23 protein-coding genes and 1 pseudogene are annotated in these 25,915 nt (G+C 49.6%); 18 read left to right on the top strand and 6 right to left on the bottom strand.

The window, feature by feature from the left end; translation table 11 throughout:
- Positions 1-139: 139 nt before the first annotated feature.
- Positions 140-241, bottom strand: a complete 102-nt coding sequence (locus BGL48_RS16095) for a MetS family NSS transporter small subunit (protein ID WP_100297978.1) — start codon at positions 239-241, stop codon at positions 140-142.
- On the bottom strand, positions 238-1,725 hold the full coding sequence (locus BGL48_RS03035) for a sodium-dependent transporter (RefSeq protein WP_069361273.1): 1,488 nt from the start codon (positions 1,723-1,725) through the stop codon (positions 238-240). Before BGL48_RS03035 ends, BGL48_RS16095 begins: the two co-directional genes overlap by 4 nt.
- A 751-nt stretch (positions 1,726-2,476) precedes the next feature.
- On the opposite strand from BGL48_RS03035, the gene BGL48_RS03030 reads away from it, so the two are divergent.
- The 5 genes from BGL48_RS03030 (at position 2,477) to emrD (ending at position 7,045) form a co-directional block, all read left to right on the top strand.
- Entirely contained in the window at positions 2,477-3,751 is a 1,275-nt protein-coding gene (locus BGL48_RS03030; RefSeq protein WP_069361272.1) for a patatin-like phospholipase family protein, read from the top strand.
- A gap of 5 nt (positions 3,752-3,756) precedes the next feature.
- Entirely contained in the window at positions 3,757-4,314 is a 558-nt protein-coding gene (locus tag BGL48_RS03025) for a sugar O-acetyltransferase (protein ID WP_069361271.1), read from the top strand.
- Positions 4,315-4,471: 157 nt separating this feature from the next.
- Entirely contained in the window at positions 4,472-5,077 is a 606-nt protein-coding gene (locus BGL48_RS03020; protein WP_069361270.1) for a GTP cyclohydrolase II, read from the top strand.
- Positions 5,078-5,183: 106 nt separating this feature from the next.
- On the top strand, positions 5,184-5,645 hold the full coding sequence (locus tag BGL48_RS03015; RefSeq protein ID WP_069361269.1) for a methyltransferase family protein: 462 nt from the start codon (positions 5,184-5,186) through the stop codon (positions 5,643-5,645).
- Positions 5,646-5,836: 191 nt separating this feature from the next.
- A complete protein-coding gene (gene emrD, locus BGL48_RS03010) occupies positions 5,837-7,045 on the top strand; it encodes a multidrug efflux MFS transporter EmrD (protein ID WP_069361268.1) in 1,209 nt (402 codons plus the stop codon).
- A 163-nt stretch (positions 7,046-7,208) separates the two neighbouring features.
- Here emrD and BGL48_RS03005 read toward each other — a convergent pair whose 3' ends face one another.
- Complete coding sequence (locus BGL48_RS03005) at positions 7,209-7,544, bottom strand: DUF440 family protein (protein WP_069361267.1); 336 nt, start codon at positions 7,542-7,544, stop codon at positions 7,209-7,211.
- Positions 7,545-7,746: 202 nt separating this feature from the next.
- Between BGL48_RS03005 and BGL48_RS03000 the strand changes: the two genes are divergently transcribed.
- From BGL48_RS03000 to BGL48_RS02990, 3 genes are all read left to right on the top strand, one after another.
- On the top strand, positions 7,747-8,589 hold the full coding sequence (locus tag BGL48_RS03000; protein ID WP_083238397.1) for a hypothetical protein: 843 nt from the start codon (positions 7,747-7,749) through the stop codon (positions 8,587-8,589).
- Between the two features lie 345 nt (positions 8,590-8,934).
- Positions 8,935-10,305, top strand: coding sequence for a YjiH family protein (locus BGL48_RS02995; RefSeq protein ID WP_227486463.1), 1,371 nt, complete (start codon positions 8,935-8,937; stop codon positions 10,303-10,305).
- Between the two features lie 183 nt (positions 10,306-10,488).
- Positions 10,489-11,130 carry an esterase/lipase family protein gene (locus BGL48_RS02990; protein WP_069361266.1) on the top strand — a complete coding sequence of 214 codons (642 nt, stop codon included), beginning with the start codon at positions 10,489-10,491 and terminating at the stop codon, positions 11,128-11,130.
- 18 nt (positions 11,131-11,148) lie between these two features.
- Here BGL48_RS02990 and BGL48_RS02985 read toward each other — a convergent pair whose 3' ends face one another.
- Positions 11,149-12,426 (bottom strand): DASH family cryptochrome, encoded by a 1,278-nt coding sequence (locus BGL48_RS02985; protein ID WP_069361265.1) that lies wholly within the window; start codon positions 12,424-12,426, stop codon positions 11,149-11,151.
- A 151-nt stretch (positions 12,427-12,577) separates the two neighbouring features.
- Positions 12,578-12,910, bottom strand: coding sequence for a DUF3392 domain-containing protein (locus BGL48_RS02980; protein WP_069361264.1), 333 nt, complete (start codon positions 12,908-12,910; stop codon positions 12,578-12,580).
- 100 nt (positions 12,911-13,010) lie between these two features.
- Here BGL48_RS02980 and BGL48_RS02975 point away from each other — a divergent pair, with 100 nt between their 5' ends.
- Positions 13,011-13,952, top strand: a complete 942-nt coding sequence (locus BGL48_RS02975) for a Gfo/Idh/MocA family protein (protein ID WP_069361263.1) — start codon at positions 13,011-13,013, stop codon at positions 13,950-13,952.
- A 26-nt stretch (positions 13,953-13,978) separates the two neighbouring features.
- Here BGL48_RS02975 and BGL48_RS02970 read toward each other — a convergent pair whose 3' ends face one another.
- Complete coding sequence (locus tag BGL48_RS02970; protein ID WP_176719631.1) at positions 13,979-15,319, bottom strand: ABC1 kinase family protein; 1,341 nt, start codon at positions 15,317-15,319, stop codon at positions 13,979-13,981.
- Between the two features lie 398 nt (positions 15,320-15,717).
- On the opposite strand from BGL48_RS02970, the gene BGL48_RS02965 reads away from it, so the two are divergent.
- From BGL48_RS02965 to BGL48_RS02920, 9 genes and pseudogenes are all read left to right on the top strand, one after another.
- Positions 15,718-16,209 carry a hypothetical protein gene (locus tag BGL48_RS02965; protein WP_069361262.1) on the top strand — a complete coding sequence of 164 codons (492 nt, stop codon included), beginning with the start codon at positions 15,718-15,720 and terminating at the stop codon, positions 16,207-16,209.
- A 340-nt stretch (positions 16,210-16,549) separates the two neighbouring features.
- Entirely contained in the window at positions 16,550-17,251 is a 702-nt protein-coding gene (locus BGL48_RS02955; RefSeq protein ID WP_069361260.1) for a hypothetical protein, read from the top strand.
- 63 nt (positions 17,252-17,314) lie between these two features.
- Positions 17,315-18,184 carry a viperin family antiviral radical SAM protein gene (locus BGL48_RS02950; protein ID WP_069361259.1) on the top strand — a complete coding sequence of 290 codons (870 nt, stop codon included), beginning with the start codon at positions 17,315-17,317 and terminating at the stop codon, positions 18,182-18,184.
- A complete protein-coding gene (locus BGL48_RS16660) occupies positions 18,153-18,530 on the top strand; it encodes a hypothetical protein (protein WP_425589741.1) in 378 nt (125 codons plus the stop codon). Before BGL48_RS02950 ends, BGL48_RS16660 begins: the two co-directional genes overlap by 32 nt.
- A gap of 217 nt (positions 18,531-18,747) precedes the next feature.
- Positions 18,748-20,412: a methyl-accepting chemotaxis protein gene (locus BGL48_RS02940; RefSeq protein ID WP_218089794.1), complete on the top strand. Its 1,665-nt coding sequence runs from the start codon at positions 18,748-18,750 to the stop codon at positions 20,410-20,412.
- 155 nt (positions 20,413-20,567) lie between these two features.
- On the top strand, positions 20,568-22,310 hold the full coding sequence (locus tag BGL48_RS02935; protein WP_069361256.1) for a formate--tetrahydrofolate ligase: 1,743 nt from the start codon (positions 20,568-20,570) through the stop codon (positions 22,308-22,310).
- Between the two features lie 782 nt (positions 22,311-23,092).
- Entirely contained in the window at positions 23,093-24,376 is a 1,284-nt protein-coding gene (gene ltrA, locus BGL48_RS02930) for a group II intron reverse transcriptase/maturase (RefSeq protein WP_069361335.1), read from the top strand.
- 166 nt (positions 24,377-24,542) lie between these two features.
- A complete protein-coding gene (locus BGL48_RS02925; protein ID WP_046073274.1) occupies positions 24,543-25,016 on the top strand; it encodes an NYN domain-containing protein in 474 nt (157 codons plus the stop codon).
- 67 nt (positions 25,017-25,083) lie between these two features.
- A pseudogene (locus BGL48_RS02920) lies at positions 25,084-25,770 on the top strand (Cof-type HAD-IIB family hydrolase); the annotation flags it as partial.
- Positions 25,771-25,915 lie beyond the last annotated feature (145 nt).

The raw sequence follows: 25,915 nt of genomic DNA, 5'->3' as shown, positions 1-25,915 counted from the left end.
CAGAGCAGACACCCAGGAGGGGTAAAGGTATAAAAAGGCAGATAGTGCATCGCATGACGACGCGAGAGCGTGAAAAAGACAAAGCCCTCGATTAAGAGGGCTTTGGTTGACATCACAGTGTGTTATGAACCGTGACGCGCTATTCGCTATTGCTGTGCATGGCTTTACGAATACATAAAGCCGCGCCACCCCAAGTGACGGCAAAGCCGATAAGCATCATGATAATTGCGCCTGTTGTCATGCGTCTGTCTCCATATCGCGAGCAGGGGGCGTGGTGCTATTAACGATAATCCCTACCACAAGCATGGCAGCGACCAAGCCCCAACCTAGGGTCAGTAATTCGAATTGTGCGTAACCACCGTAGCCTTCGTTGAAGGTGTCAATCAGGTTTTTCACCAAGATCACCGCCAGCATAATGGGGCTGATAAAGCGGATACAAATTTCCATCCACTGTCCCACGCTGAACTCAGAGATACGGTTAGCATATTGACGGATGTCTGACAGTTTAACCAGCCAGCCGACCAACAGTAGCTCAAGCAAGCAGCTTGTGAGCAGTGCAACGTTGTTAACAAAGTAATCGACCAAATCTAGCAGCAACAAACCGCCGTTGGTGGCGAACGCCATTGAGACGACAAAACCCACACCACAGACGGCTGTCGCCGCTTTTTGGCGAGTCACATTGAGTTTGTCCATGATGGATGATGTGACGGCTTCGATGATGGAAATGTGCGAACTCAAGCCAGCAACAACCAACGCCAGGAAGAACAGTGGGCCAAGAATATAAGGGATAGGGAGCAGATTAATCGCCGCGGGTAAGGTGACGAACGCTAGACCAACCCCACCACTGACCACGTCGGTGATCCCTTTACTTTGCTCCGCGGCCATATAACCAAGAATGGAGAAGATCAGCACGCCGGCGACAATCGAGAAACCACAGTTGATCAACACCGTCATCAAGGCGTTATTGTTGACGTCAGACTTTTCTGGCAAATAGCTAGAGTAGGCAAGCATGATGGCAAAGCCCACTGACAGTGTGAAGAAGATCTGCCCGTAGGCGGCGGACCACACACTGGCATCGGCCAATTTGCTAAAGTCAGGCGAGAACAGATAGTTTAAACCATCTAGCGCACCAGGCAGCATTACCACGCGGCCAATGAGCAACAACACCATGACAAAAAGCAAAGGCATCATGATTTTGCTGGCTTTCTCTATGCCGCCTTTCACGCCACGGAAAACCGCTGCATAGGTGATAGCCCAAGCGATGATCATTGGAATCGCGATGTGCCACTGCCAATCACCCAAGCTGGTGGGAGAGTTTTCTCCGAGTTTTAGGTAATCGGAGAAGAAGAACGCGTTGGTATCCGTGCCCCAATCTTGGCCAAACGAAAAGCCAAAGTAGGAAATGGCCCAGCCAATCACGGCCACGTAGTAAATCCCGATGGTGGCCGCGATTAAAACTTGAAACCATCCCAGCCACTCAAATTTGGTATTGAGCTTGGAAAAGACCACGGGCGATGAGCCGCGCAGTTTTTTCCCTAGCCCAAATTCCATAATCATAAATGGAATACCCGCGGTGAGCATGGCGAAAAGGTATGGAATAAAAAAGGCCCCGCCACCGTTCTCATAGGCCATGTAAGGGAACCGCCAAATATTCCCTAAGCCGACTGCTGACCCCACGGCAGCCAAGATAAACCCAGCGCGTGAGCCCCATTGTTCTCTTTTCATATCTACTTACTCCTTTGCGAATCGCCTTTCTTTACGTCCATCCAAATATGCAGTGTTGTGAGGCTGCGTTTTTTGGGTCGATATGAAAGAAATAGCACATTCCCGCAATATTGATTTTTAACTTCCTGTTGCCCGAATGTTGAATTTTTTATCTAAAGCGGGCAGTCATTGCACATTAAGCACAGCGTGAGGCTAAATCAATAGCCTTAAAACCAACAAGTTAGCAAGAAAATGGGGGTTAACCTGCTATCTGTGCATATAGGCAGAGATAAATCATGTCTTTTTGCGATAAAGTAGTTAAATGAGCTGTCTAGATTGTCAATAACTGGTGATTAATGGTTATTTTTTGTCGGTCGCCAATTGATGAAAAAAACAACGGGAATACGTATCGAGCCCGTGCCACAGCGCCAAAAAACATGATCTCATTAGCAGAATTTTAGGCAACAAAGACGCACACTAAACATGGTTTATACTTGTTATAGCAGCGTGATCATCTAGGAGAACATCATGAATACGACCCTCACTTATGCATTGCTGACGACAGCCTGCGCACTCGGCCTTATTTTTACATTTGCCGCCGTAGCGGTGCTGGCATAAACATCACCGAGGTGGCCGCTAGCTCGATGACGATGCCACGGCGCGCTAAGCGCTAGCACAGTATCACACGACGCGTTAGACTATGAGCTATAGCTAACTAAAAATATTCAATAAAACATAAGCATAACGCTAAGTGTGATGGTAAGGGGCGAACGTGGTAGAAACTAATCAAGCCGTGCAGCCCACGGTATTGACCGACAACGCGTTGACCGCTAGTGCACAGAGCGGGACGCGCGCGCGGCCGCAGCGCATCGCCCTAGTGCTTCAAGGGGGCGGACAACGAGGCATTTTTACAGCCGGTGTGCTAGATGCTTTTTTAACCCACCGATTTGATCCTTTTGAGCTTTATTTTGGCACCTCGGCGGGGGCGCTTAATATGAGCGCGTATGTGTGTCAGCAATATCAATATGGCTACCGCTTTATTACGCAGCTCACCACGCAAGAGCGCTTCTTCCATTTGATGAAGTATGTGCGTCGCCAGCATTACATGGACTTGGATTGGGCGCTCGATACGGCCTTGCCGGGCAAAGAAACCGCGTTAGATATGGAAGCCGCGCGGCGCCATCTGCAAAGCCGCTATGCCTACGCGTGTGCGACAGACGTCGATACATTGCAACCGGCCTTTTTCTCACTGACAGAAGACAGCTGGCCAGATGCTCTGAAAGCGACCTGTGCGATACCGCTTCTTTACCCGCATCCGGTGACTATCGGGTCGCACCGCTATGTCGATGGCGGGGTCACTGCGGCGATCCCGGTAAAGGAGGCGTTCGCGCGCGGGGCAGATATTATTGTGGTTGTACGTACCGAGCCTGTGATAGAGCAAGAAAAGCGCGATGACGAAAACCGCCGCTTTCTTGAGACACTGCGCGAACGCTTTGAGACGAAAAGACCGCAATTTAAGCTCTCCGACTATCTATCAAATTTTGAGTCGAAATATCGACTCGCCCGCTTTGAAACCTTCCAGAAAGAGCTGAGTAAGCAGCTAGGGGAACTATCAGAGCGCTATAAGTCTAGCCGCGAGCAACTGGTTAATCGTGTGCGCGACAGCATGAAAGAAAAAGCGATGCAAAATGGTGGTCGTTGGCTGTTTGGTGGTGACACGATTTATCGGTTGCAGTCTTTATCGGGCAAACCATTGAATACGGAAATGCTCAAGATGCTGACCACGCATTACCAAAGCTACCAAAGTGAACTGCAGTTTTTGGCGTCACCGCCAGCGCGTGCTCAGATAGTGCAAATTGCGCCGAGCGCGCCGCTGCAAAGCAGTGCCTTGCTGAGTAAGCCGGCGGCATTAGAAGCCGACTATCAGCTGGGGGCCTCGCTGGGAAACCAATTCTTGCGTGAATACGGTGACTCGCTGGTCTCTTTGTCGACAGTGGATAACCCCGGCTTTGAGTCAACGTCGTTACAAATGCCGCATCAAGGGTAGCGCCGATGACAGAGTTTGAAAAAATGCAACGCGGCCTGCCTTATTGTCCCGCGGATGAAGAGCTGACTTTGTTTCGATATGCCGCGCGTCGACTTTGCCAACAGTTTAATCGGCTTGATCCTGAAGATGCCGCCAGTTTAGCGGTGGTAACCACCAAGCTATTCGCCCGAATTGGCGATAACGTTGAAATCGATGCGCCTTTCTTTTGTCATTATGGGATGAATATTCATCTTGGCAGTAATGTAAGCGTCGGTCCCAATTGCACCATTTTAGACGGCGCGCACGTCAGTATTGGCGATAATGTGAGTATTGGCCCTAACGTAGGGATCTATACCACGCGTCATCGCGTATTACCGCTAGACATTGCCCGAGGTGAATGCGAGTCCTCTCAAGATGTCATCATCGGTAATAACGTCATCATCGAGGGAAATACCGTGATAAAAGCGGGTGCGGCGATCGGTGAAGGGGTAGTGATTGAAGCCGGATCAGTGGTTGATGCGGACATCGAACCCTTTTCTATTGTGGCTGGTAATCCGGCTGCGGTGGTGCGGCGTTTGCAGTGATGAGGGTAGAGACAACGCGACAGGTGCCTCCCAACACGATGTTATCGCATCCTCCCTATAAATGTTATAATATAACATTTTTGAATTGGCATACTGATTTGGGTGTAGTAATGTTAGCGCCCTCAATCGGGTATCAGCAGTAAGAGATAGACGCAGAATGGTTAAAGTTAGGGCCCGAGTGCCGTTGAAAGTCGGGGTGGGAAGTCAGATCCCAGCAGAGATCCTTTCCTTCCATGGTTTAGAATCTGAGCAAGAGCACGTCGCGCTAATTTTCCAACAAGCCGATAAGAAAGCTGATCCGCCTTTAGTTCGTATGCATTCCGAGTGTTTAACCGGTGATGTCTTCCATTCCTCTCGATGCGATTGTGGTGAGCAACTTGAAGAAACCATCCAAAAGATGGGTGAAGATGGCGGTATTATTCTTTATTTGCGCCAAGAAGGGCGCGGGATAGGGCTGTATAACAAGCTGGATGCCTACAAGCTACAAAGCGAAGGGATGACGACGTATGAAGCGAACAACCACTTGGGGTTTGCCGATGACTTGCGTGATTTTTCCGAAGCGGCGCAGATGCTAAAAGCGTTAGACGCTCACCGTATTCGCTTGATTACCAATAACCCCAAAAAGATCGAAGAGCTACAAGCGGCAGGGATTACTCTCAAAGAAGTGATTGGCACCAAAGCCCACCTTAAAGACGGTAATCGTAACTATCTTAAGGCAAAGATTGAGCACGGCAAGCATCGTCTCAATATTGAGCAAGATTAAACATTCGTCGATAAAAATGGGCTAAATTGCTCGCAGGGCAGTGACAATCACTGCCCATATTCGCTACATTACTGCCATTATATCAGTCATTACTCAAGGACGAGTCATGCGTGTGCAAACATGGCATTACCTCTTTCCCCCATTGCCCCCTGTGGCGATGCTCATTGCGGTTGCGATTGGTTTATTACTGAGCCATTTCTTTCCTTTTTCGCTGGTGCTGGGTGCTCCGGTGTGGGCTGCCTTGCCTCTGGGGTTAGCTGTGGGGTTATTAGCCGCAGCTAAATGGGCGTTCCATCGCCATCACACCACACTTGATCCGCTACAAATGCCTTCAGCGTTGGTGACCACTGGGATCTATCGTTATACCCGCAACCCCATGTATCTGGCGTTGGTACTGATTATCGCTGCGGCTGGGCTGTATTTTAATGCGCTATGGTGCTGGGGGATGATTCCCGCTTTTATGGCCTACCTATCCGCCACATTTATTCCTGCTGAAGAAGCCCGTTTATCACGCCAATGGCCTGATGATTTTGACGCTTATGCAGCTCGTGTCCGACGCTGGCTTTAGGATTAGATAAACTAATCTTTAATATAATAAAGAATCGGGATCGTTATTATCGACTCTGATTGCGACATGCTCTCTTAAAGCCTATCATTCGCCTGTCTATCATTAGGTGGCAGAGTGGGTTAGGCCTTTATCCTCAATCTCGCCACCTATTCCTTACTTATTTTCGCATAATTATTTTTAGGAGTGCTGGTATGTCCTCGGCAATGCCTATGGGCAAGCTATTGCTATTGATCGTTCTATTAGCGGCGGTTGGGCAAATGACCCAAACCATGTATGTACCATCCATCGGTGCAATGGCGGACGACTTCGCCGTATCGCCCGCTTGGTTGCAAGCGGTGATGGCTTGTTATCTTATTCCCTATGGGTTATCACAGTTTGTTTATGGCCCTGTCTCCGATCGTATCGGCCGCAAGCCGGTTATCTTGTTTGGGTTAGCATTGTTTTTAGTCGGGACTGCTATCACCTTATTGGCGACCTCCTTTGCGATATTTTTACTGGGCAGTATTGTTCAAGGCGCGGGGATTGGCTGCGGCGGTGCCATGGCGCGCACCTTAACCCGAGATTGTTTTGCAGGAGCCAAACTGCACCGCGCCAACAGCCTAGTCAGTATGGGACTGATCTTTTCTCCCTTAGTTGCCCCGCTTCTGGGAGGGTTTTTAACCGAGGCTTTACATTGGCGTGCCAGTTACTTCTTCTTATTGTTACTCGCGGTATTGGTTTATACCATTATGGCTTGGCGCTTTAGCGAGACCTTGCCCGCTGATTTACGGCAACCTGGGCATTTTGGCGCGCGCTATCGTCATGTGATGCGATCGCGTCAGTTCAAAGGCTATTTGCTATGCTTGATTACCGTTTTTTCCGGTGTGTCTTTGTTCGAGGCAGCGGCGGGCGTGATCATGTCAGATGCGTTGGCATTATCTCCGAGTGTGATTAGTTTGCTATTTGTCGTCCCCCTGCCGGCTTACTTAGTCGGGTCAGGCCTGTCGAGTCGGCTTTCCGAGAGCATGGGGTATTATCCTACCCTGACATTGGGTGGTGTCTTAGCCTTGTTAGGGGCAGGGGTTATAGGTTTACCCGGTATGCTCGGTGACGTCTCACTCTATGCGTTGGTCGGTGGCGGCTGTGTGTATTTTGCTGGCGCAGGTATTCTCTTTCCGGCTGCCAGTACGGGGGCGATTAATCCTTTCCCTCACCATGCGGGTACCGCAGGGGCCATTCTTGGCGGCGCGCAAAATCTATTGGCAGGCCTAGTAACACTAGCGGCCAGTAGCCTCGGTGTGGCGAGCCAATTGTCGTTAGGGATAATCATGCTGACATTGGCGACCCTGGCAAGCTTAGGACTGGTGATCAGTTATCGCGCTCAAGCCCATAATGACGCGGATTCTGTGACCGTACTGTAATCATTCAAACGGGGATTATTCCATGAAGTCAGCACCAGTCCGCACCGATAACCCTTAGTCATGTCTCCGCGACAGGGTATCCACAGCTGACTGGACGCCATGGGTGGGACAGTCGCATCCACAACGGCAGCACCTACCGCTGCCGTTATCCTGTAGGGCAGGGCTAGTGGAGCTGTGTTGGGCTGCGCTTCCACAATAAATGACAGAATTTATTATCCGGATCTCGGCTGATGAGCATACGCACAAAGACTTCATCTAACACCTCAGCGCCAGCTAAACCCATTTGCACCTCGGCACACTGAGACAAGTCAACATCGGCACCCACATGCTCTGGCCAATCACTATTGACCTCAACCACCACAGCGCCCCCTTCTTCTTCAAAACGGGACTCATAGAGCATTAAATCGTCGAACTCCAAGTTGTCTGGGGCCGTTTCGGCAAAAATCTCGAACGCGATCTCTAACACGGTCTCCAAGCTGAGTTGATTCTCTTGCGTCATGGTAAGCTCTCATTGTCTGTATGTATGCGCACTATATCATGCTGTAAGGGGTATCTCAGCCGCGCTGTATTGGTTGCCTTTTACAAAGAAGCGCGTACCTAGCGTATACGCATTTCTCCTCCCAACCGTCGGTGTCCATGGTGAAATCGACAACCTCTGGCTAAAATAAAAGCAGACCCACAGTTAGAGCGTTGATTTGTTTATGCAGATGACCAACAATAGCGCGCGTACCCAAACCTGTGTGAAAGTCGTGACTCAGTTGCAACCCAGAAACGCCTATTTACCGGAGCCCGACCGGCGTGCCCCGTTCCAATCTGAATTTATCCCCGTGATGATTAAAGCGGTGAAGCAACTCCGTGGCTTGCTCGGCAAGCGGCTTCACAGCGTCTATGTGAGTGGAGATATTGTTTGGCGGCGGGCCGTGGTGAATGAAAGTGTGCTATCGCTGACGGTGGTGTGCCAACACGCCCTGACGCTTGATCAATCGAACGCATTAAACACCTTGCTCTGGCGATTAAAAACCAGCCATAGCAAGGTGATCAGTGATTGTCATATCGATATAGTGACCGTGTCACATGTTAGAGATCTCTCACAAATCTTTCACTGGGGATTCTTTTTTAAGCACAGAGCCATTTGCCTCTATGGCCAAGACTTGTCAGCCAGTTTTGGTTTATTTGAAGCCAGCTGGGAAGTGGCGAAGGCGATGAATCCAGATATCTCTGACAAACTCGCGCGCGCCAAACAAAAAATCACTGCCGCCACCACATGGAATACCCAGCTCAATACAGCTCAAGCGATTGCGGATATCTTGATACGCGGTGCATTTGGTTTGGTACTTCATAAAGAAGCGTATTGGAGTGAATCACTCAACGAGTGTGCGGATGCCTTTATCAAACACTACCCGGATAAAAAAATGGCGATTGAGCGACTTTTTATCCTGCTAGAGCGTAAACCGGTAAAAAAACGTGCTGTCATGACCCTCCTCAATGACTTTGGCGATTGGTTGATCAAAGAATACGCGCGCATTGACTTTAAAATTGGTTAACGAGCGTTTGGCAACGATGCGGGCGTTGGACGCTTGAGCATTAAGCGTATTCTGTGAGCCAACCCGCCTCATTCCCTACAAGTGAGTAACAGAATCTGATCTTGGTCAATAAAACGACGTAACAAACTTTTCACAAAAGATGGTTTGTTGAACTATAAAACCACCATTAGGCATGTGCAATCTGCTTTCGGGGTGTATTTATTCAGTATTTATGACTAAATAGTTATTTACATCCTGTGCATGATTCGATAATCTGCATGTCAGTTAGTCACGGTGAGTGAATAATTAATCAGCAAAGGCGCTGATACTCGCGGTGAGATAAATATAAATTCAGGATTCAGACGTATGCAAAAAACTGACACTCTCTCTACGAAGTCACCTTCGATGAGAAACATTCTGATGTTCGCAATCCCATCACTATTGGGGTTGTTCCTTTTTATGACGCCCGTCAGTTTCGGTGACAGTGTCACTATTCCGATTGCGGTGATGGCGAGCAGTGTCTTGGACTTACTAGGTAACAGTGCAACAGCGGTCGTCACTGCCTTAGTGGTGTTGAGTGCCGTTGTTTCAGTGTTGGTTACGCTGACCAAACCTGCCGTTATCATGCGAAATGGCTTTCTTAATGGCTTGTTTAACGTCTCACCCGTATGGCTTGTCACCCGTGTTTTCGGGGCTGCCTTCATCGTAATGGCGTTTTATGGTTTTGGCTCGCCAGTCATCATGGGTGAAACAACGGGGGCCTTTGTGCTCAATGAGCTATTGCCTACCTTGTTATCCGTGTTTATTTTCGCTGGTCTATTACTGCCGCTACTGACAAGTTTCGGCTTGCTCGAGCTGCTTGGCGCGATTTTCACCAAGGTAATGCGTCCGTTATTCGGTCTGCCGGGGCGCTCTGCGGTCGACTGTGCCGCCTCTTGGTTGGGCGATGGCAGCGTCGGTATCTTGATGACCAGTAAACAATATGAGCAAGGTTTTTATACCCAGCGTGAAGCGGCAGTGGTTGGCACGACGTTCTCTGCGGTTTCAATCAGCTTTAGTTTGGTGGTGATAGCGCAAGTTGACTTAATGCACATGTTTGCCTGGTTCTATCTCACCGTCTGTCTAGCGGGGATTGCCGCGGCGATCATCGTTCCTCGTCTTCCTCCTCTGAGCTGGAAAAAAGATGCGCTTATCGATAACTCTGAGCGTGAAACCAATGATGAAGTCCTACCGGCTGGCCACAATACGCTGAGCTATGGACTGCACTGTGCACTGACACGTGCCGAGAAAATTCGCTCGGTAAGCAGTGTGCTAAAAGAAGGCGTACAAAACGCCGTCGATATGGTGTTAGGTGTGTTGCCAGTTGTGATGGCAATTGGTACGGCGGCGTTGATGGTCGCCGAATACACCGATGTGTTCAGCATCCTAGGAGCACCGTTTGTACCATTGCTTGAACTCTTGCATATCCCTGATGCGGTGAAAGCGTCTGAGACCATGGTGATTGGTTTTGCAGACATGTTTATCCCGGCCATCTTAGCCGCTGAAATCGACAGTGAAATGACCCGTTTTGTGATTGCTACGGTATCGGTGACCCAGCTGATTTATATTTCGGAAGTTGGGGCGTTGTTGCTGGGCAGCAAAATCCCAGTCAAGCTGTGGGAGCTGTTCGTGATCTTTATTTTACGTACGCTGGTCACACTGCCTGTCATCGCGGGGATTGCGCACCTGATTTTCTAATTAGGCATCACGCATAAGCCGCCATGCGCGTCCCAATACATCATCAACGCCTCACTGTTTGTGGGGCGTTTTTTGTTAACGCGTCCTCGTTGTTGTGATGCAAGCTCTCTGTCGTATCAACCCCCTATGGGCAGCAAGGGGCATACCTTGGTATGCTGAACGCAGCGGCGAATGGGAGGCGGGATGAAAATAGTGACTCTTCATGGGTTATACATGCATGGCGTATTTTTAATTCCGCTGTGCGAGCGCTTGGAAAAACAAGGGCATCAGGTACTGAATGTTTCTTATAATACGCTTAATCCGGATCTGGATGATATCACCGCTAAGATAAATGCTTTTATTGGCGACCAGCCCGCGATCTTGGTTGGTCACTCGATGGGCGGACTCATTATTCGCCGTTACTTGGAACAGCACACAGAGCAGAACGATAGACCACCTCTCGACATTCGTGCCGTGATCACCTTGGGCACACCGCATCAAGGCGCGAAGTTGGCACGTATCTTTGGCGATCTGGGGTGGGGCGGCTGGTTGTTTCAACGCAGCGAAGAGATGCTTATCCCTGACAAGGTCAGGCCTTGGAAGAATCTTCCGCCGTTACATAGCCTTGCCGGCGATTGCCCGTGGGGACCCGCTGGATTGTTATTAAAAGACCAAGTTTGCGATGGCACTGTGCTGGTTGAAGAGACCAAAATCGAGGGCATGATCAGTCACGATGTGTACCCGGTGACCCACATTGCCCTCCTATTTTCTCGCCGGGTCAGTGATCGTGTGATTCAGTTAGTCGCTCAATATACGTCGGCGGCTGTGCCAGCCGCCGAGGGTTAAAGTGATGGTTTGATAAGGTCACTTTAGTTCGGATGATTCGTGTTCTCCCACCCAAGTCTTAACAAATGTGCCATCGGGATCATACTGTTTGGCTTGTTTATCGAGATTAAATCGGCGGCTGCCGCGCGGATCGGCACCAACGCCTGCTAGGTATTGCCAATTGCCATAATTAGCCGCTACATCAAAATCAATCAGTTGTTGTTCGAAGTACGCCGCGCCATAGCGCCAATCAACGCCTAATTCATGGATTAAGCAGCTGGCGACCAATTGACGACTGCGATTCGAGAGCCATCCGGTTTGCTTAAGTTGGCGCATCGCCGCATTGACAATAGGAAAGGACGTCGTGCCTTCACGCCATGCCATAAAGGCTTCGGCATAAAAAGTGGTGAGTGGCCGTTTGTTGGCAATGCCTTTGAACGCAAAAAAGCGGGCACCGTAGTGATACAGCATCCATTGGAAATACTCGCGCCACAATAGCTCGAAATATAGCCAATAGGTGGACTCGTTTTTCTCGACATTACGCTCATAGCGATCGAGCTCTGCAGCGACCCAGCGCACGGATAAACTGCCGTTAGCGAGCCAGGCCGATAAACGTGACGAAAAATCCCAACCATCCAAGCCATTTCGCGTTTCTTTATAACGCTGAATGCGGTGAGTATCCCAAAGGTAATGATTGAGCTGCGCGCGGCCGGCGATTTCACCGCCCTGATAAGGGGCTATTCGGCGATCAGACAAGGGCGCGGGGTCGGACTTAATCGCTGTGATGGGGGCAGGCAACGACTCAGGCACCGGCAGCGGCAGGCGCGGCATGAGCCCCCGTTTTTCCACCGCTTTACGGAATTGGGTAAACGTGGCAGGGATATCCGGTAAATCAAAAGGCAGTTGGTGCTGGGTAAACAAGGTGTGAGCATCCGAGACGACCACCCGCTGCGGAAAGCGCTCGACCAGCATATCAACCTGATGACGCTCGCGCGTGCCTGGGTGGTCCGTCACGCCAATAAGATCAAACGCGTGATCCATACACAAATTCGCCACCACCTCGAGCGGCTTGCCGGTGCGAATGATCAGCTTTTGTCCCATCGCATCCAGCGCGCGATGCAGCTCGGTTAAGCTTTGCCACAAAAACGCTTCTCGTGGAGCTCCGAGGTGCTTGCTTTGAAAGTGATCCGCGCGATACCAATTTGGATCAATCACAAACACGCAGGTCAGTTGATCGCAGCTCGAGGCTAAATTGGCGAGTGCAGGGTTATCATGTATTCGAAGGTCGTGGCGAAACCACATTAATCCGCGTTGCATACATCTCTCCTTTTTCTCACCAATACGCCAAGAGGCCGTCGCCGGATTGCTTGATGTGTCTCGTTGGCGGACAATTCATCGATATCATGTAGAAAAGCCTCTCGCTCACATTCGTAACTCAACGGTTGTGGGTGAGTGTAGTGGCTAGGCGTTAGATTTGTCGCTGCCGTTGTGCCCACATACCAATAAAAATAAAGGTCGCGACCAAGCCGGCGAAAAGCCAATGATCTGGCCATCCGCGCATTTGTCGTGCCAACCAAGGGGAGACGGCGATAATAAAAGCACCGTAACCAAAAGCATTGATCGCCACAAAAACGAGTGTACGCACGATAAAATGATGGCCGGTCAGTAAACGGCGTAGCGTCCGGTTGATATCATTGCCAAAAACCACCAACAGTGACGCGACAATCGCCACTGCAATATCACTGAGCCAGGGTGTTAACCATGCGCCCGCCTGAGAAAACCAAGAGATTAAAATATTCATAACGATTTACACTGTGTAGAATGCGGCTAGGTTACTGATTTCTGCTAGCGACTTCCAGCGCGGACTTGGCCCGCGGGCACGCACGATGTAAGGAGAAGGCATGAAGATCGCATCGATCGGGTTAGGGGACATCGCACAAAAAGCCTACCTGCCATTGATGGCCAACTGGCCGGGGTTGGAGTGGGTATTGTGCAGCCGTGATAGCGCGAAACGGGCGGCGCTGGCCACGCAATATCGTGTGAGTGAGACCGCAAGTGATATCCACGAGTGCTTAGCCTTAGGGGTGGATGGGGTGATGATCCACAGCGCGACCGACTCGCATGCGGCCTTGATTCGTACCTGCTTACAAGCAGGCGTGCCAGTGTTTGTCGATAAACCCGTTGCTCCATCAGGCGCGGAGGTTGAAGCCTTATTCAACCTTGCAGAGCAACAACAAATCCCCTTATTTGCCGGGTTTAACCGGCGTTATTTGCCTTTGCTCAACATCCACCTTAATGGCCAGCGCCCTGAAGATGAGCTGGGCACACCGCTTTTATCGTTGCGTTGGGAGAAACACCGTCATGCGCTGCCCGATGCGCCACGTCGTTTTGTTTTTGATGATTTCATTCATCCGCTCGACAGCATTAATGTTCATGGTGACATCAATATTGATGACTTGGATGTGTTTGCGCAATTTAGCGAGGGCTTGCTCGGGCGTTTAGATGTGCGTTGGCACCGCGACAATAGCTTGTTTGAGGCCAGCATGAACCGCCAGTATGGGGTCAACAAAGAAACCATTGCCGCGGCCTATCGTAACGAGTGCTATTTCTTTGATGGCTTTACCCGCGGTGCGCGCATGCAAGACAACGTCACCACACAGCTGACCTTGCCAGATTGGACGGGTATGCAAGCGAGCAAAGGTTTTGCCGCGATGCTCAGCCATTGGTTTGAGGTAGTCAGCGAAGGGCGGATTGATGCGGCTTTAACCGCTCGTAATGTGTCGAGCCACTGGGCCGCGGAAGATTTGGTCGCCTATTGTGAAGCGCTGCGCGATAGCCCTTAGTCCCGCGCGCAGCACACGGTGGCTGTTTACGCTTCGACCGGATTATCCGTATGCGAGTGGATTAAATAGGGCAATAACAACTGGCGGACATTAAAACTCACGTTTAACTTGGCCGCCAGCAAATATAATCCCGCAATTTTACGATGTAAAAACAGTGCATTCGCCGGTGGCGTGTGCCAATAACCTTGTTCCATACTCAGCGCCATCCCACGGTTACGTAAACGCGTTGCCAAATCGGCGTCGCCAAAGTTAAATGGCGCATCCGTCGAAATGGGTTCACAAGCCGTGTTCACAAGCTCCAGCACACTGGCTTTTTGCTCTGGCAAGATGTGCTCGGCAAAAAAGCCAATTTGGGTCAGTGCCGCCTCAATCCCTGCGTTGTCTTTTTCAATCGCCGCTAAAAATAGCTTGCGATAGCCATCGGTAAAGGTCGGGGCATACTGACGGGTGGCGCCAAAATCGAGCAACACCACACGTCCGGTGTCTGGCTGATACAAGTAGTTAGCGAAGTTCGGATCGGTTTGCACCTCCCCAAACATAAACACCTCTTCAAACAGCAATTGGAATAAACAACTGATCACGCGATGACGAATTGTCTCTGAGGCGTTGTTGAGCCGCTCAATCGGTTCTCCTGCCATATAGCTCATGGTGAGAACGCGATCAGAGGTAAGGGCTGAGTGCACTCTTGGCACCATTAAACCGTTGGCATTTTTCAAATGATCGCCAAACCTAGTCAGTGCTTGTGCTTCTTTGCGGTAATCGGCTTCGTCATGCAGCTGCTGCTTGGCTTCATCGAGCAAGGCTTGGTAATTGGCTTCTTTGGGGATCAAGCCACTTAACCGCAGTAAGGTGATCACATTATCCACATCGCTATCAATGCTGTCTTTGATGCGCGGGTATTGCACCTTTACCGCCACTTTTTCACCGGCATCGGTATAGGCCTCGTGCACCTGGCCAATCGATGCTGACGCGATGGGTGAGAAACGAAAATGAGTGAACTCAGCCTGCCAATTATCGCCCAGCTCGTCATTAAGTACTGCTTTAAGCTGCGCCGGAGGCATAGGCGTGGCGTTACTACGTAAGCGGGCGAGCAAATCACTAAGCTCTGGCGGGATCAGATCTCCTGCATCCATCGACAGCAACTGACCAACCTTCATCGCCGCCCCACGCAAATCCGCCAGTTTATCTGCCACATGGGCAATATTAGCCGGCGACATCACCAAATCCTTACGACTCGGCCGATTGCCTTGGGCAAACTGTTTGGTACCTTCCCACGCCACATTCGACGCCACCCGTCCCGCCAACGAAGCCAGCGCACCAAAGCGAGAAAACTTACCATGCGGCACTTTACGATTTTTCATAGCCACCTCCTGCATACCCACTAAGAATACGCGACGAACAGCGGAATGGTTTGGTGGGGACGTGTGGTGCACGTGGAAAGTCACACTCTTTACCATGCTTCCATCTAGATAGGTATAAACTCCTTAAGTTGTTCAATATATCAGCAGCCAGCTTGTAACGTGATCTAACAACTGGTTTCGGAACTTACTTACACTTATACTCAGTCGCAAAATTCTCGATGTTTGTATCGATACAGCCAGTTTCGCGTACTGAGTCGGTTGGTGTCTCGTACCCGCGCTCCCGCAAGGGAAAGAATAACGAGTTTGAATAATGGCTAGAGACCTAAATAATACTCCCTCCCTCAGTGTGGTTCTTGTCTCTGCTAAGGCGCCCGATAAAGACTAAAAAAGGAATTTTTATTAACATGGTGAAGCAAAAGACAAATATCGTCAGTAAAATGCTATTCGGCATCGCATTCTTTTTGAAATGGGTTTGGCTCTTAACGCTATTTTTATTAGGCCTACTCGGTTACGCGTTAATACCTTTCGAGGTTTTTGAATACGGCTTTTATTTTGCAGAGATCGACCTAATCGAGACACTGTTTTTCGTTTTCTTCGTGGTATTTTTTTATCACTACATAAAGCGTTGCCGACAGGTAGATGCACCAATCGTAACAAAAGTTATTACGCCGTGGGTGCATCAGGCTTGTGTGCTTTTACTAGTGATTGCTGTGTTTGTAGTAAATAAGCAATACTTTCATTTTAACTGGGAACGCTACGCTAGATTACCTTTGGTTGATTTATTGTCTTATCTGTTGATGGCAGTTACCTTCCTTTATAGCTATTATCGAATCAACACGCTTGCCAGAACTAAATACCAAACGAGCGAAATCAACCGCGAAGGAGTTGCAGAATGAGAGTCGCTTGTTATTTAGTATTATGCCTTTTATGTGTTGCTAAGCCCAGCTACGCGTTAATACATTCGGATGCTAAAGCAGGTAGTGCTGATTTTTTGGTCTCCGCTTGCCAAGAATATATCGAAATCTATGACAAGAAAGATGATCCCCATTTTGGTGCCTTTCTCACCACTTCGAAGGAAGAAAGCTTTCGAGCAGGATATTGCTTAGGAGCACTCATGAATGCTGACAACATGTGCACTAGTTATGGCACACGGTCTGTGTATAGAGCCGCAGAGGTAATCGCCTCTGTGACGCTTGATGATGCCTATTCTGAAACGCGGTTGTTGGAGCGTGCTGTATGTCGTTAATGAATACCAATGAAGCAGTGAAAAGTCTTTTCGGGGTTGGAGGGAGCCAGCTCCTCCGCTCAAAAGCGAATAGCTACGTGCGCAACAAGGTCATCCCGCCTGCGTGTGTGCAAAAAGAAGATTTTAGTGACGCGAGCATAAACAAGCGTGGAAAAACGTATTTGACCTCACAAGGGCAAGATTGCTTGTTTAACGCACTGGTGTTAGACGCCTTTTTTAGTGATACCAAATTCGTCAAAAAAATTTTTGATGATCCCTCCGCGCGTACCGAAAGCGCCATTGTGTGCGAGGAGATCTTGCTCAACGCGCAATCTGTTCAGTCGACTACACATTTAACACAGGCGGCGCAGCAGTTTATCGGTGAGATGCAAAATGGTGGGTTCAAATTGCGAGAACAGCGTCTAACGAGCCCCTTCCCCGATCAACGCTTACCTAATGCGGATGTGGCGATGCATAACACAGGGCTGCTCCACCAATTGCTTAGAGATCAGCGATTGTCACTGTCATTGAAAGAGCAAATTCTCTTTCACTGGTTCGAGCAAGATCTGACGCAAGCGGCACAACTTGCCGAGCAAGTCGATAGTGTCTTGATGGACCGTGATCGCGGTTTAGCTGCGCTGGTGAGTCGGGTGAATCAAGAGTATCAAGAGGCTCTACGCTTTACGTCGTTGCTAAACAGTTTACCCGAGTAAAAAAAGCTTTTTTGTGCACTGCACAAATCAACACTACTTCTGTCACCCAGAAGGAGTAGTGTTATGAACAAAGCAAATCAACTCGTTATCAATTACCATATTACTGAGAAGTGCAATTACGACTGCCATTACTGCTATGCAAAATGGGCAAAGCCTAATGAGATCCACCGAAATATAGACGATATGCGGTCGCTGCTTTTCAAGCTAGCGCAGTACTTCTTTTCACCAAATCCTATTAAGAAAGAGTTACAGTATCAACGTGTTAGGCTAAATTTTGCAGGTGGAGAGCCTTTGCTTTTAAAGCAACGCTTTATTGACGCATTGGATTATGCCATCGAGTTAGGCTTTGATACATCTATTATTACGAACGGCCATTTAATTACAGACCAATTTATTGAGGCGCATAGCCACAAGCTCCAATTACTGGGGATTAGTTATGATGCTTGCGACCTCGAGCGACAGCAGATTATTGGTCGCAAGACAGCTGCGGGTCATGCGTTATCTTCCCACCGACTAGAATCAATTTTTACCCAAGTAAAACACTACTCACCTCACACCGAACTCAAAGTTAATACCGTCGTCAATACGTTTAATATTGAAGAAGATTTCACCACTTTAATGGCACGCATACAGCCCCATAAATGGAAGGTACTGCGGGTATTACCTGTGTTTGATTCAGTTCAAGCCATCACGGACCAACAATTTCAAACGTTTGTTGAACGACATCGTTCCGTGTCTTATTGCATGTCGGTTGAAGATAACGACTCAATGACCAATTCGTACCTTATGCTCAGTCCTGATGGTGCATTTTTCCAAAATGGGAATGATGGGCAAGGTTACTTTAAAAGCCGTTCATTGCTTACCACGCCTGTTGACGTTGCGTTAGCGGAAACCGGATTTGATGCCGAGAAATTTTCGCAACGTTACCAGTAGGGAGGGGAGCATGACAAAGGAAATTGTAAGCGATGGTGTTAGCGTTCAAATCATTATGCCTAAAGCCTCTTCTCGACTTCTCCATCAAGCTGAAGAGGTGGTGGTAAAAATATTGGATCACAAGATCTCGCCAGGCATGCACCCAAAGGTTATTCAGACGAACAAGGACTGGCTAAGTTATCGCGTTAATCGAAAATATAGACTGTTGGTAAAGCGCTCTTGCATTTCTACCGGCCCATATCACTGTATGAGCCATAAAGAATTTGATCGATGGGCGAGTAAACGTTGGATTAAAGCTCCGAAACGAAAGAAACTTCCCAGATACAGAGTAATATGGTCTAAATAACGCTAGTCTTGCTCGTTCCCGCATGGGAGCGAGCCAAATCCACACCACGATATGGCAAAGACCTTTCCATTTACATGACATTCCAACCCTTGTCACAGCTTCGGTGACTCAATTGCGTTTAGATCAAAGAAAACAGCGGTTTATATTTTTGACTGTCTAGCTAAGTAGTAGCATTTGCTTACAAAATTAGTCTGTAGGGTAAATGCTAATGAAGCTGATGTTTAAAACAAAAATACTGCTGCTTGCCATTGTGCCGCTAATTGCCTCGATATTGATTTTGAGTGCGATCACGGCACATAACGAGCGGACATTAATAGAAGAGAACATTGCCACGTTTCGGGAAAAATTAGTCAACGAGCGTAAAAAACAACTCGAAGAAGTGACTCAGGTGGCCGAGAACATTGTAGAACGCATCAATCCCGGTACCAGTGAGGCACGTCTGGCGGCGCTGAAAACGGCGCTTACTGATGTGAAATTTGGCGAAGCGGGTTACTTTTTTATCTACAACAAACAGGGGGTTAATGTGTTTCACCCTGTTAAACCAGCCCTTGAAGGGAAAAACCTGATTGATTTTACTGATCCGAAAGGCAACAAGGTTATTCAAGGCCTGCTTGAGGCCGCACAGCGAGGCGATGGCTTTTTCAATTTTATGTTTGATAAGCCCGGCGCTGACCAGCTGATTGAGAAAATTGGCTATGCGGTGATGATCAATAATGGTCGATGGTTGCTTGGTACCGGTGCCTACATCGATGATATCGACCGAGAGGTAGCCGCTTATCGCAGTGAAGCAGAGCAAGCATTGGATGCTCAGATCTGGCGTTTAACCTTGCTTGGGTTGGGCACGGTGATTATCACAGTGTTGCTAGTGAGCTGGTTTGCGCAGCGTATTGGTGAGCCGGTGAAAAACATGCTCGATAAGCTTAATGATATCGCCAGTGGCGAGGGTGATCTCACTCAGCGCTTGCACGTGCATGGCCATGATGAGATCGCTCAACTTGGCCATGCGTTTAATCGTTTTGTAGAGAAACTGCAGCAGACTATTCAGCGTGTGGCGCAAGTGACGGCACAAGTAAACAGCACCGCCAGTGATATGGCTCAGCAAACATCTGCGGTAGCGCAAAAACTACAAACCCATGATAACGAGACCGAGCAAGTGGTCACCGCGGTAACAGAAATGAGCTCTGCTGCGCAGGAAGTGGCACAGAACACTACTCAGGTTGCTGATGCCGCTACGTCTGCCACCCAAGACGCCCAGAATGCACAAACCCAAGTGCATGAATCTATCTCGTCGGTTGAGCGGTTGGTAGCGAAAATGGGTGAGTCGAGCGGGCAGGTGGACCAGCTTAAAGCCCAGTCGGACAAGATCACCTCGGTGCTGTCTGTGATTGGTGAGATTGCCGAGCAAACCAATCTACTGGCGCTGAATGCGGCGATTGAAGCGGCCCGTGCGGGTGAGCAGGGGAGAGGCTTTGCGGTAGTGGCTGATGAAGTGCGCACCTTGGCCAGTCGCACCCAAACCAGCACTCATGAGATCCGTGACATGCTCGATGGCCTGCATGTGCATGTGGATAGTGCCGTGAAAACCATTGCCGACAGCGATCAAGAGTGCCAAAGCATGGCAACGATTTCAGCGCAAATTGGCGAGCGAATCACCTCGGTGAGTGCGGCGTTTTCGCAAGTGAACGATATGACCTCGCAAATTGCCAGTGCGGCGTCAGAGCAAACCACGGTCACGGAAGATATTCATCGTAATCTGGTATCGATTCGTGACATTGTCGCTAGCTTATTGAACTCGAGTGAGGCATCGTCACACGCGGCGGAAGAGCTGAGCTCACTGGGTCAAGATCTCGATACCTTGGTCGGGCAATTTAAAGTCGCCTAAGCCAATAGCATGATCACTATTCTCGGCACATGGGATAAAAAGTCATAAAGGACGCTTACCGCAAGCGTCCTTTCGCTTTACAATAGCAATTTTAGCGGTATTATGCTGACGCAAACGTTTGCCTAGAACATATTGTGCGCTATTGAGAGGGTTTCATGCTGCCTGATGTCGAGATCTGTCGTAACACCACACTCGCCCCCATTTCCACCATAGCCAAGCAAGTTGGCCTCCTTGACTCAGAGTTTAAAACGCAAGGTAGCCATAAAGCCAAAATCTCTCTCGATTGCTTAAAGCGTCTTGCGCCCAACCCAACCGGAAAGTTAGTACTGGTCACCGCCATTACTCCCACGCCCTTGGGTGAAGGCAAAACCGTCACCACCATTGGTCTGGCGCAAGGCTTGGCCAAGCTGAATCATTCTGTAACGGCGTGTATTCGTCAGCCTTCGATGGGGCCCGTATTTGGTGTGAAAGGTGGCGCAGCTGGCGGTGGTTATTCGCAAGTGGCTCCGATGGAGGAGCTCAACCTCCACCTGACGGGAGATATTCATGCGGTGACCGCGGCGCACAACTTGGCTGCTGCGGCTATTGATGCGCGAATCTATCACGAGCAATGCCTAGGCTATGACGATTTTGAGGCGCGTAGTGGCTTAAAAGCGTTAAAAATCGACCCAAGTCGCGTTGTATGGAAGCGGGTGATGGGTCACAACGATCGCGCCTTGCGTATGGTAACTGTGGGTAAAAACGAGCCTGGCAAAACCATCAACGGCTACGAGCGTGAAGGCGGGTTTGATATCTCGGCCGCCTCCGAACTAATGGCGATTTTGGCGTTGGCGAGCGGTCTTCGCGATCTGCGTCAGCGCATCGGCCGCATAGTGTTGGCTTATAGCCATACTGGTGAGCCGATCACCACCGAGGATTTACAAGTAGCTGGCGCGATGGCGGTGAGTATGAAAGAAGCGATTGAACCCACCTTGATGCAAACCCTAGAAGGCGTACCGACACTGATTCACGCCGGTCCATTTGCCAATATTGCCCATGGCAATTCGTCGATTATCGCCGATAACATTGCCCTTAAGCTGGGGGACTATACCGTCACGGAAGGCGGCTTTGGCTCGGACATGGGGTTTGAAAAAGCCTGCAACATCAAAGCGCAAGCATCGGATAAAGCGCCAGATTGTGCGGTGATTGTGGCGACATTGCGTGGCTTAAAAGCCAACTCGGGTCACTACAACTTACAGCCCGGTCAGCCTATACCCGACGCGCTCTTTGCGGATGATAATCAGGCATTAGTAGCAGGGTTTGAAAACCTCAAATGGCATATCAATAACGTGACTCAATATGGTGTGCCGGCGGTGGTGGCGATTAATCGCTTTCCACAAGACAGTAATGTGGAGCTTGCGACACTCAAGGCGATGATTGAAGCATTGCCCAATAAGGTAAGAGTAGCGATCAGTGAAGGCTTTGCCCAAGGTGGCGAGGGCACGCGTGAACTGGCGGAACAAGTGGTCGCGCAATGTGAAACCGATGCATCATTCTCGCCCTTGTATCGTGCCCATCAAAGTTTGGAAGAAAAACTGATGGTGGTTGCGGAAGTCGGTTATGGCGCGGGAAGCGTGACGTTAAGTGAAACCGCGAAACAGCAACAATTGAAAGCGCAAGGGTATGAGGGTTTGGCGGTCTGTTTGGCGAAAACGCCGCTATCAATTTCAACCGATGGTGCGATAAAAGGCGCTCCCAAAGGCTTTGATGTACCGATCCGCGAGTTGAAATTATGCGCGGGTGCCGGATTTGCCTATGCCTTATGCGGCAACGTGATGACTATGCCCGGCCTACCGGAAAAACCAGCGTTTATGAACCTTGACCTCGATGATGAGGGCAATATTGTTGGGTTGAGTTAATGATACTAACCCTCGTGAGAGCCGCTGTTGTCAGCGGCTTTTTTGTTTGCCCAGCGAAGCTGGCAAACCCGTCAGGTTGAAAGAAACCTGAATCGCCCCGACTGAGGGGAAGATAATCCGACTCGCAAGGGCGTTGCTGGCCAACGGCAGGGTCTGAAGGAAGCGATAGGAAGTTAGAGGCACACAACGCAAGTGAACCTGTTTCGGCTTGATAGGTGGGTAAGCGTGCAAAATAGCGTGAAGCCCAATACTCAGTCAGACCTATCAAGTGCTTGAGGGTGGCGTCTCTGACAGGGAGCCAGTGCAGTAACTGGGGAAGCCTGGCACCCCATCCAGAGAAACACTGGAAGCGTTCATCAAGAGGCAACTCAAGGTGAACGTTGGTGTGAGGTGGCAGATGAATCCGTAGTAGTGAGTAAGGCTCGGCCTAAGAAAGCCAGTAATGGTGTGGAGGAGAAAACCGAGCTGACCATCGGCACAGTGTCTGATGGAGCACCGTTCAGCCAAAAGCGAATCGGTGTTGCGAAGGGAGGAAGTACACTTTAAAGACTGTGATGAGCAGATGTTTTTTTTTGATAGTACCCAAATCGATTAGCTATCGAGGTATTCCGAACCGGTCACCTTAGGAATAAGGCTCTGGAACGAGAAACCGTACACGGGAGTAACTCGGACACTGTTTAGTAAATTGCCCTTGAGCTAGAAGGCTAAACGACCAAGTGAAACAAACCCATATCGACAAAGCGCATCTTGCCCCCACACAGCACACAACCCAAGAGGACAGAGTGAGAGTTTATTACAGCCTGTATGGTCACCTGCTAGACAAGCAACGACTGTACAACGGATTTAAAAAGGTGTGGAAAGCAAAAGGCGCGGCCGGAACAGATAGGCAGAGCCTGAGTGACTTCGCCTCGGATCTGAGTAATCAACTCGACCAACTGCTCCTTGAGCTCCAAACCAAGCAATACAAGCCACAACCGGTCAAGCGGGTAGAGATCCCCAAAGACGACGGTGGTGTTAGGTTACTTGGCATCCCGACAGTTCGGGATAGAGTTGTCCAACAAACCCTGAACGACCTACTCACGCCCATCTTCGAGGCACAGTTCCACCCATCAAGTTTTGGGTACAGACCGCATCGAGGATGTCACGACGCTATCAACAAAGCCACGATGTTCATTCGCCGCTATGGGCTAGACCATGTCGTGGATATGGACCTGTCGAAATGCTTCGATAAACTCGACCATGAGCTTATCATCAAAAGCATACGCAGACGGGTCACGGATAGCAGCGTGCTAGCGCTGCTCAGGCAGTTCCTGAAAAGTGGGGTAATGGTCGACGGCAACTGGCAGTCGACAGAAATAGGCAGCCCGCAAGGTGGGGTGATCAGTCCACTGATCGCTAATATCTATTTGGATGCCTTCGATCAAGCAATGCGAGAGCGGGGGCACCGAATAGTACGCTATGCGGACGATATTCTGATTTTCTGTCGAAGCCGAGCAGGGGCAGAAAATGCCCTTGTACAAGCGACAAAGATACTGGAGAAAACGCTGAAGCTAAGCGTGAATCAACAAAAGTCCCACATCGCGCATAGCGATGAGGGTGTGAAGTTCCTAGGGGTAGAGATCGGGCGAACACATACCCGAATCCAACCGAAGAAACTAGCAGGGTTCAAAGCAAAGCTGAAGCGGATGACGAAACGGAACAGTGGAAAACCGCTGCCGGCCATCATCAAGATGCTAAACCCAGTGATACGAGGATTTAGTCAATACTTCAGGATCGCCAATGCCAACAGGGAGTTCAAGAAACTAGCCGCATGGCTGAGGCGTAGGCTACGCAGCATACAACTTAGACTGTGGAAGAAGCCGTCAAGGCTACATCGCAGACTGAGACAGCGAGGTTATAAACCGCCATGTAAATGGATAAGCATGACCAGCTGGAGAAATGCAGCGAGCCCGCTAGCAAGCTATGCAATGCCCAACCAATGGTTCGATGAGCAGGGGTTAGTTAATCTTGAACACGTGAGGACAGGGTATGTGTTTAGCATTTATGCTGAATGGAAGTGTGCATGAGCCGTATACGAGGTCCGTATGTACGGTTCTGTGAGAGGGATGAGGCGGCAACGCCTCACCCTACTCGATGTTTTTGCTAGACGCGGCCACGCTTGTGATTGTCTTCAAGGTCGCGTGATGTGGTATCCTCTCTGGCTTCAATTCTCCCACCGACTGTGAGCCTGACTTGAAAAAAATCGCGGTTTTTGTCGACGTTCAAAATATCTACTACACCACACGCCAAGCCTACGGGCGTCAGTTTAACTATCGTCAGTTGTGGCAAACCCTCAATGACATGGGGGAGGTGGTAACTGCGTATGCCTACGCCATTCGCCGCGATGACGATCAGCAAATCAAATTTCAAGATGCCCTGCGCCACATTGGCTTTACCGTCAAGCTCAAACCTTATATTCAACGCGCCGATGGCAGTACCAAAGGCGATTGGGATGTGGGGATTGCTATTGATGTGATGGAAACCGCTCCCGAGGTCGATACCGTGGTGCTGTTATCTGGCGACGGAGATTTTGACTTGCTGATGAACAAAATCCGCGCGCGCTATCACACTGAAGCGATCGTGCTTGGTGTGCCTTCCCTAACGGCTAATTCCTTGGTGAACAGTGTCGATCGCTTTATTGCGATTGAAGACGATATGTTGTTGTAGGCACGGCGTTTAGTTTGCGGTTCTGGGAAAGTTTCTGATTTTATTTTGATGTTGAAGTGAGTAAACGATGTACAAATTAATCGCCTTGGATATGGACGGCACCTTGTTGAACAGCGAGAAAGCAATCTCTGCTGAGAATAAGCAAGCCATTGCCCGCGCGCGTGAAAAAGGCGTGACTGTGGTATTGGCGTCCGGTCGGCCGCTTGAGGGCATGCAGCCTAAGCTGGATGAGTTGGGTATCTATTCAGATAAAGACTTTGTGCTTTATTACAATGGCTCGATGGTGAAAAACGTGGGGACCGATAAGGTGATCTTGCAAAAAGGGCTCGACGGAAAAGCCGCTAAAACATTGGCTCGGCACGCCGAGGCACTGGGAGCCTCTGTGCATGCCTTTAGTACTGAGCACGGTTTGATTACACCCGCACAGAATCCGTATACCGAGATTGAGGGCAAGATCAACGGCCTGGATATTACCGTGATGGATTTCGAGACCCTAAGTGATGATCATCCGATTATCAAAGTGTTGATGGTGGCAGAGCCAAGCAAGTTAAACGAAGTGATCAGTGCGTTACCATCCACGCTACGCGAGGAATTTACGGTCGTGCAAAGTGCGCCTTTCTTCCTCGAGTTTTTAAACCCTGCAAGCCACAAAGGGGCGGGGGTGGCCGCCATTGCGGCGCATTTAGGTATTCAACCTAACGAGGTGATTTGCATGGGCGATGCTGAAAACGATCACGCGATGTTGGAATACGCGCACGGAAAACGCATGAACATCCGCGTCACGAAAGGCTTCCTAGCACGGTCGCGAGGTACTCTTGGTCCATCGCGCACATCATTCGCTTGCGTTGAATCCCGGCTTTGAAACTCTTCTCTTGCTAATTAATTCAACTCAACCTTTG

The sequence above is a fragment of the Salinivibrio sp. SS3 genome, assembly GCF_001722105.1.
Lineage (GTDB): Bacteria > Pseudomonadota > Gammaproteobacteria > Enterobacterales > Vibrionaceae > Salinivibrio > Salinivibrio kushneri.
This window is presented reverse-complemented; position numbering and strand designations above follow the sequence as displayed.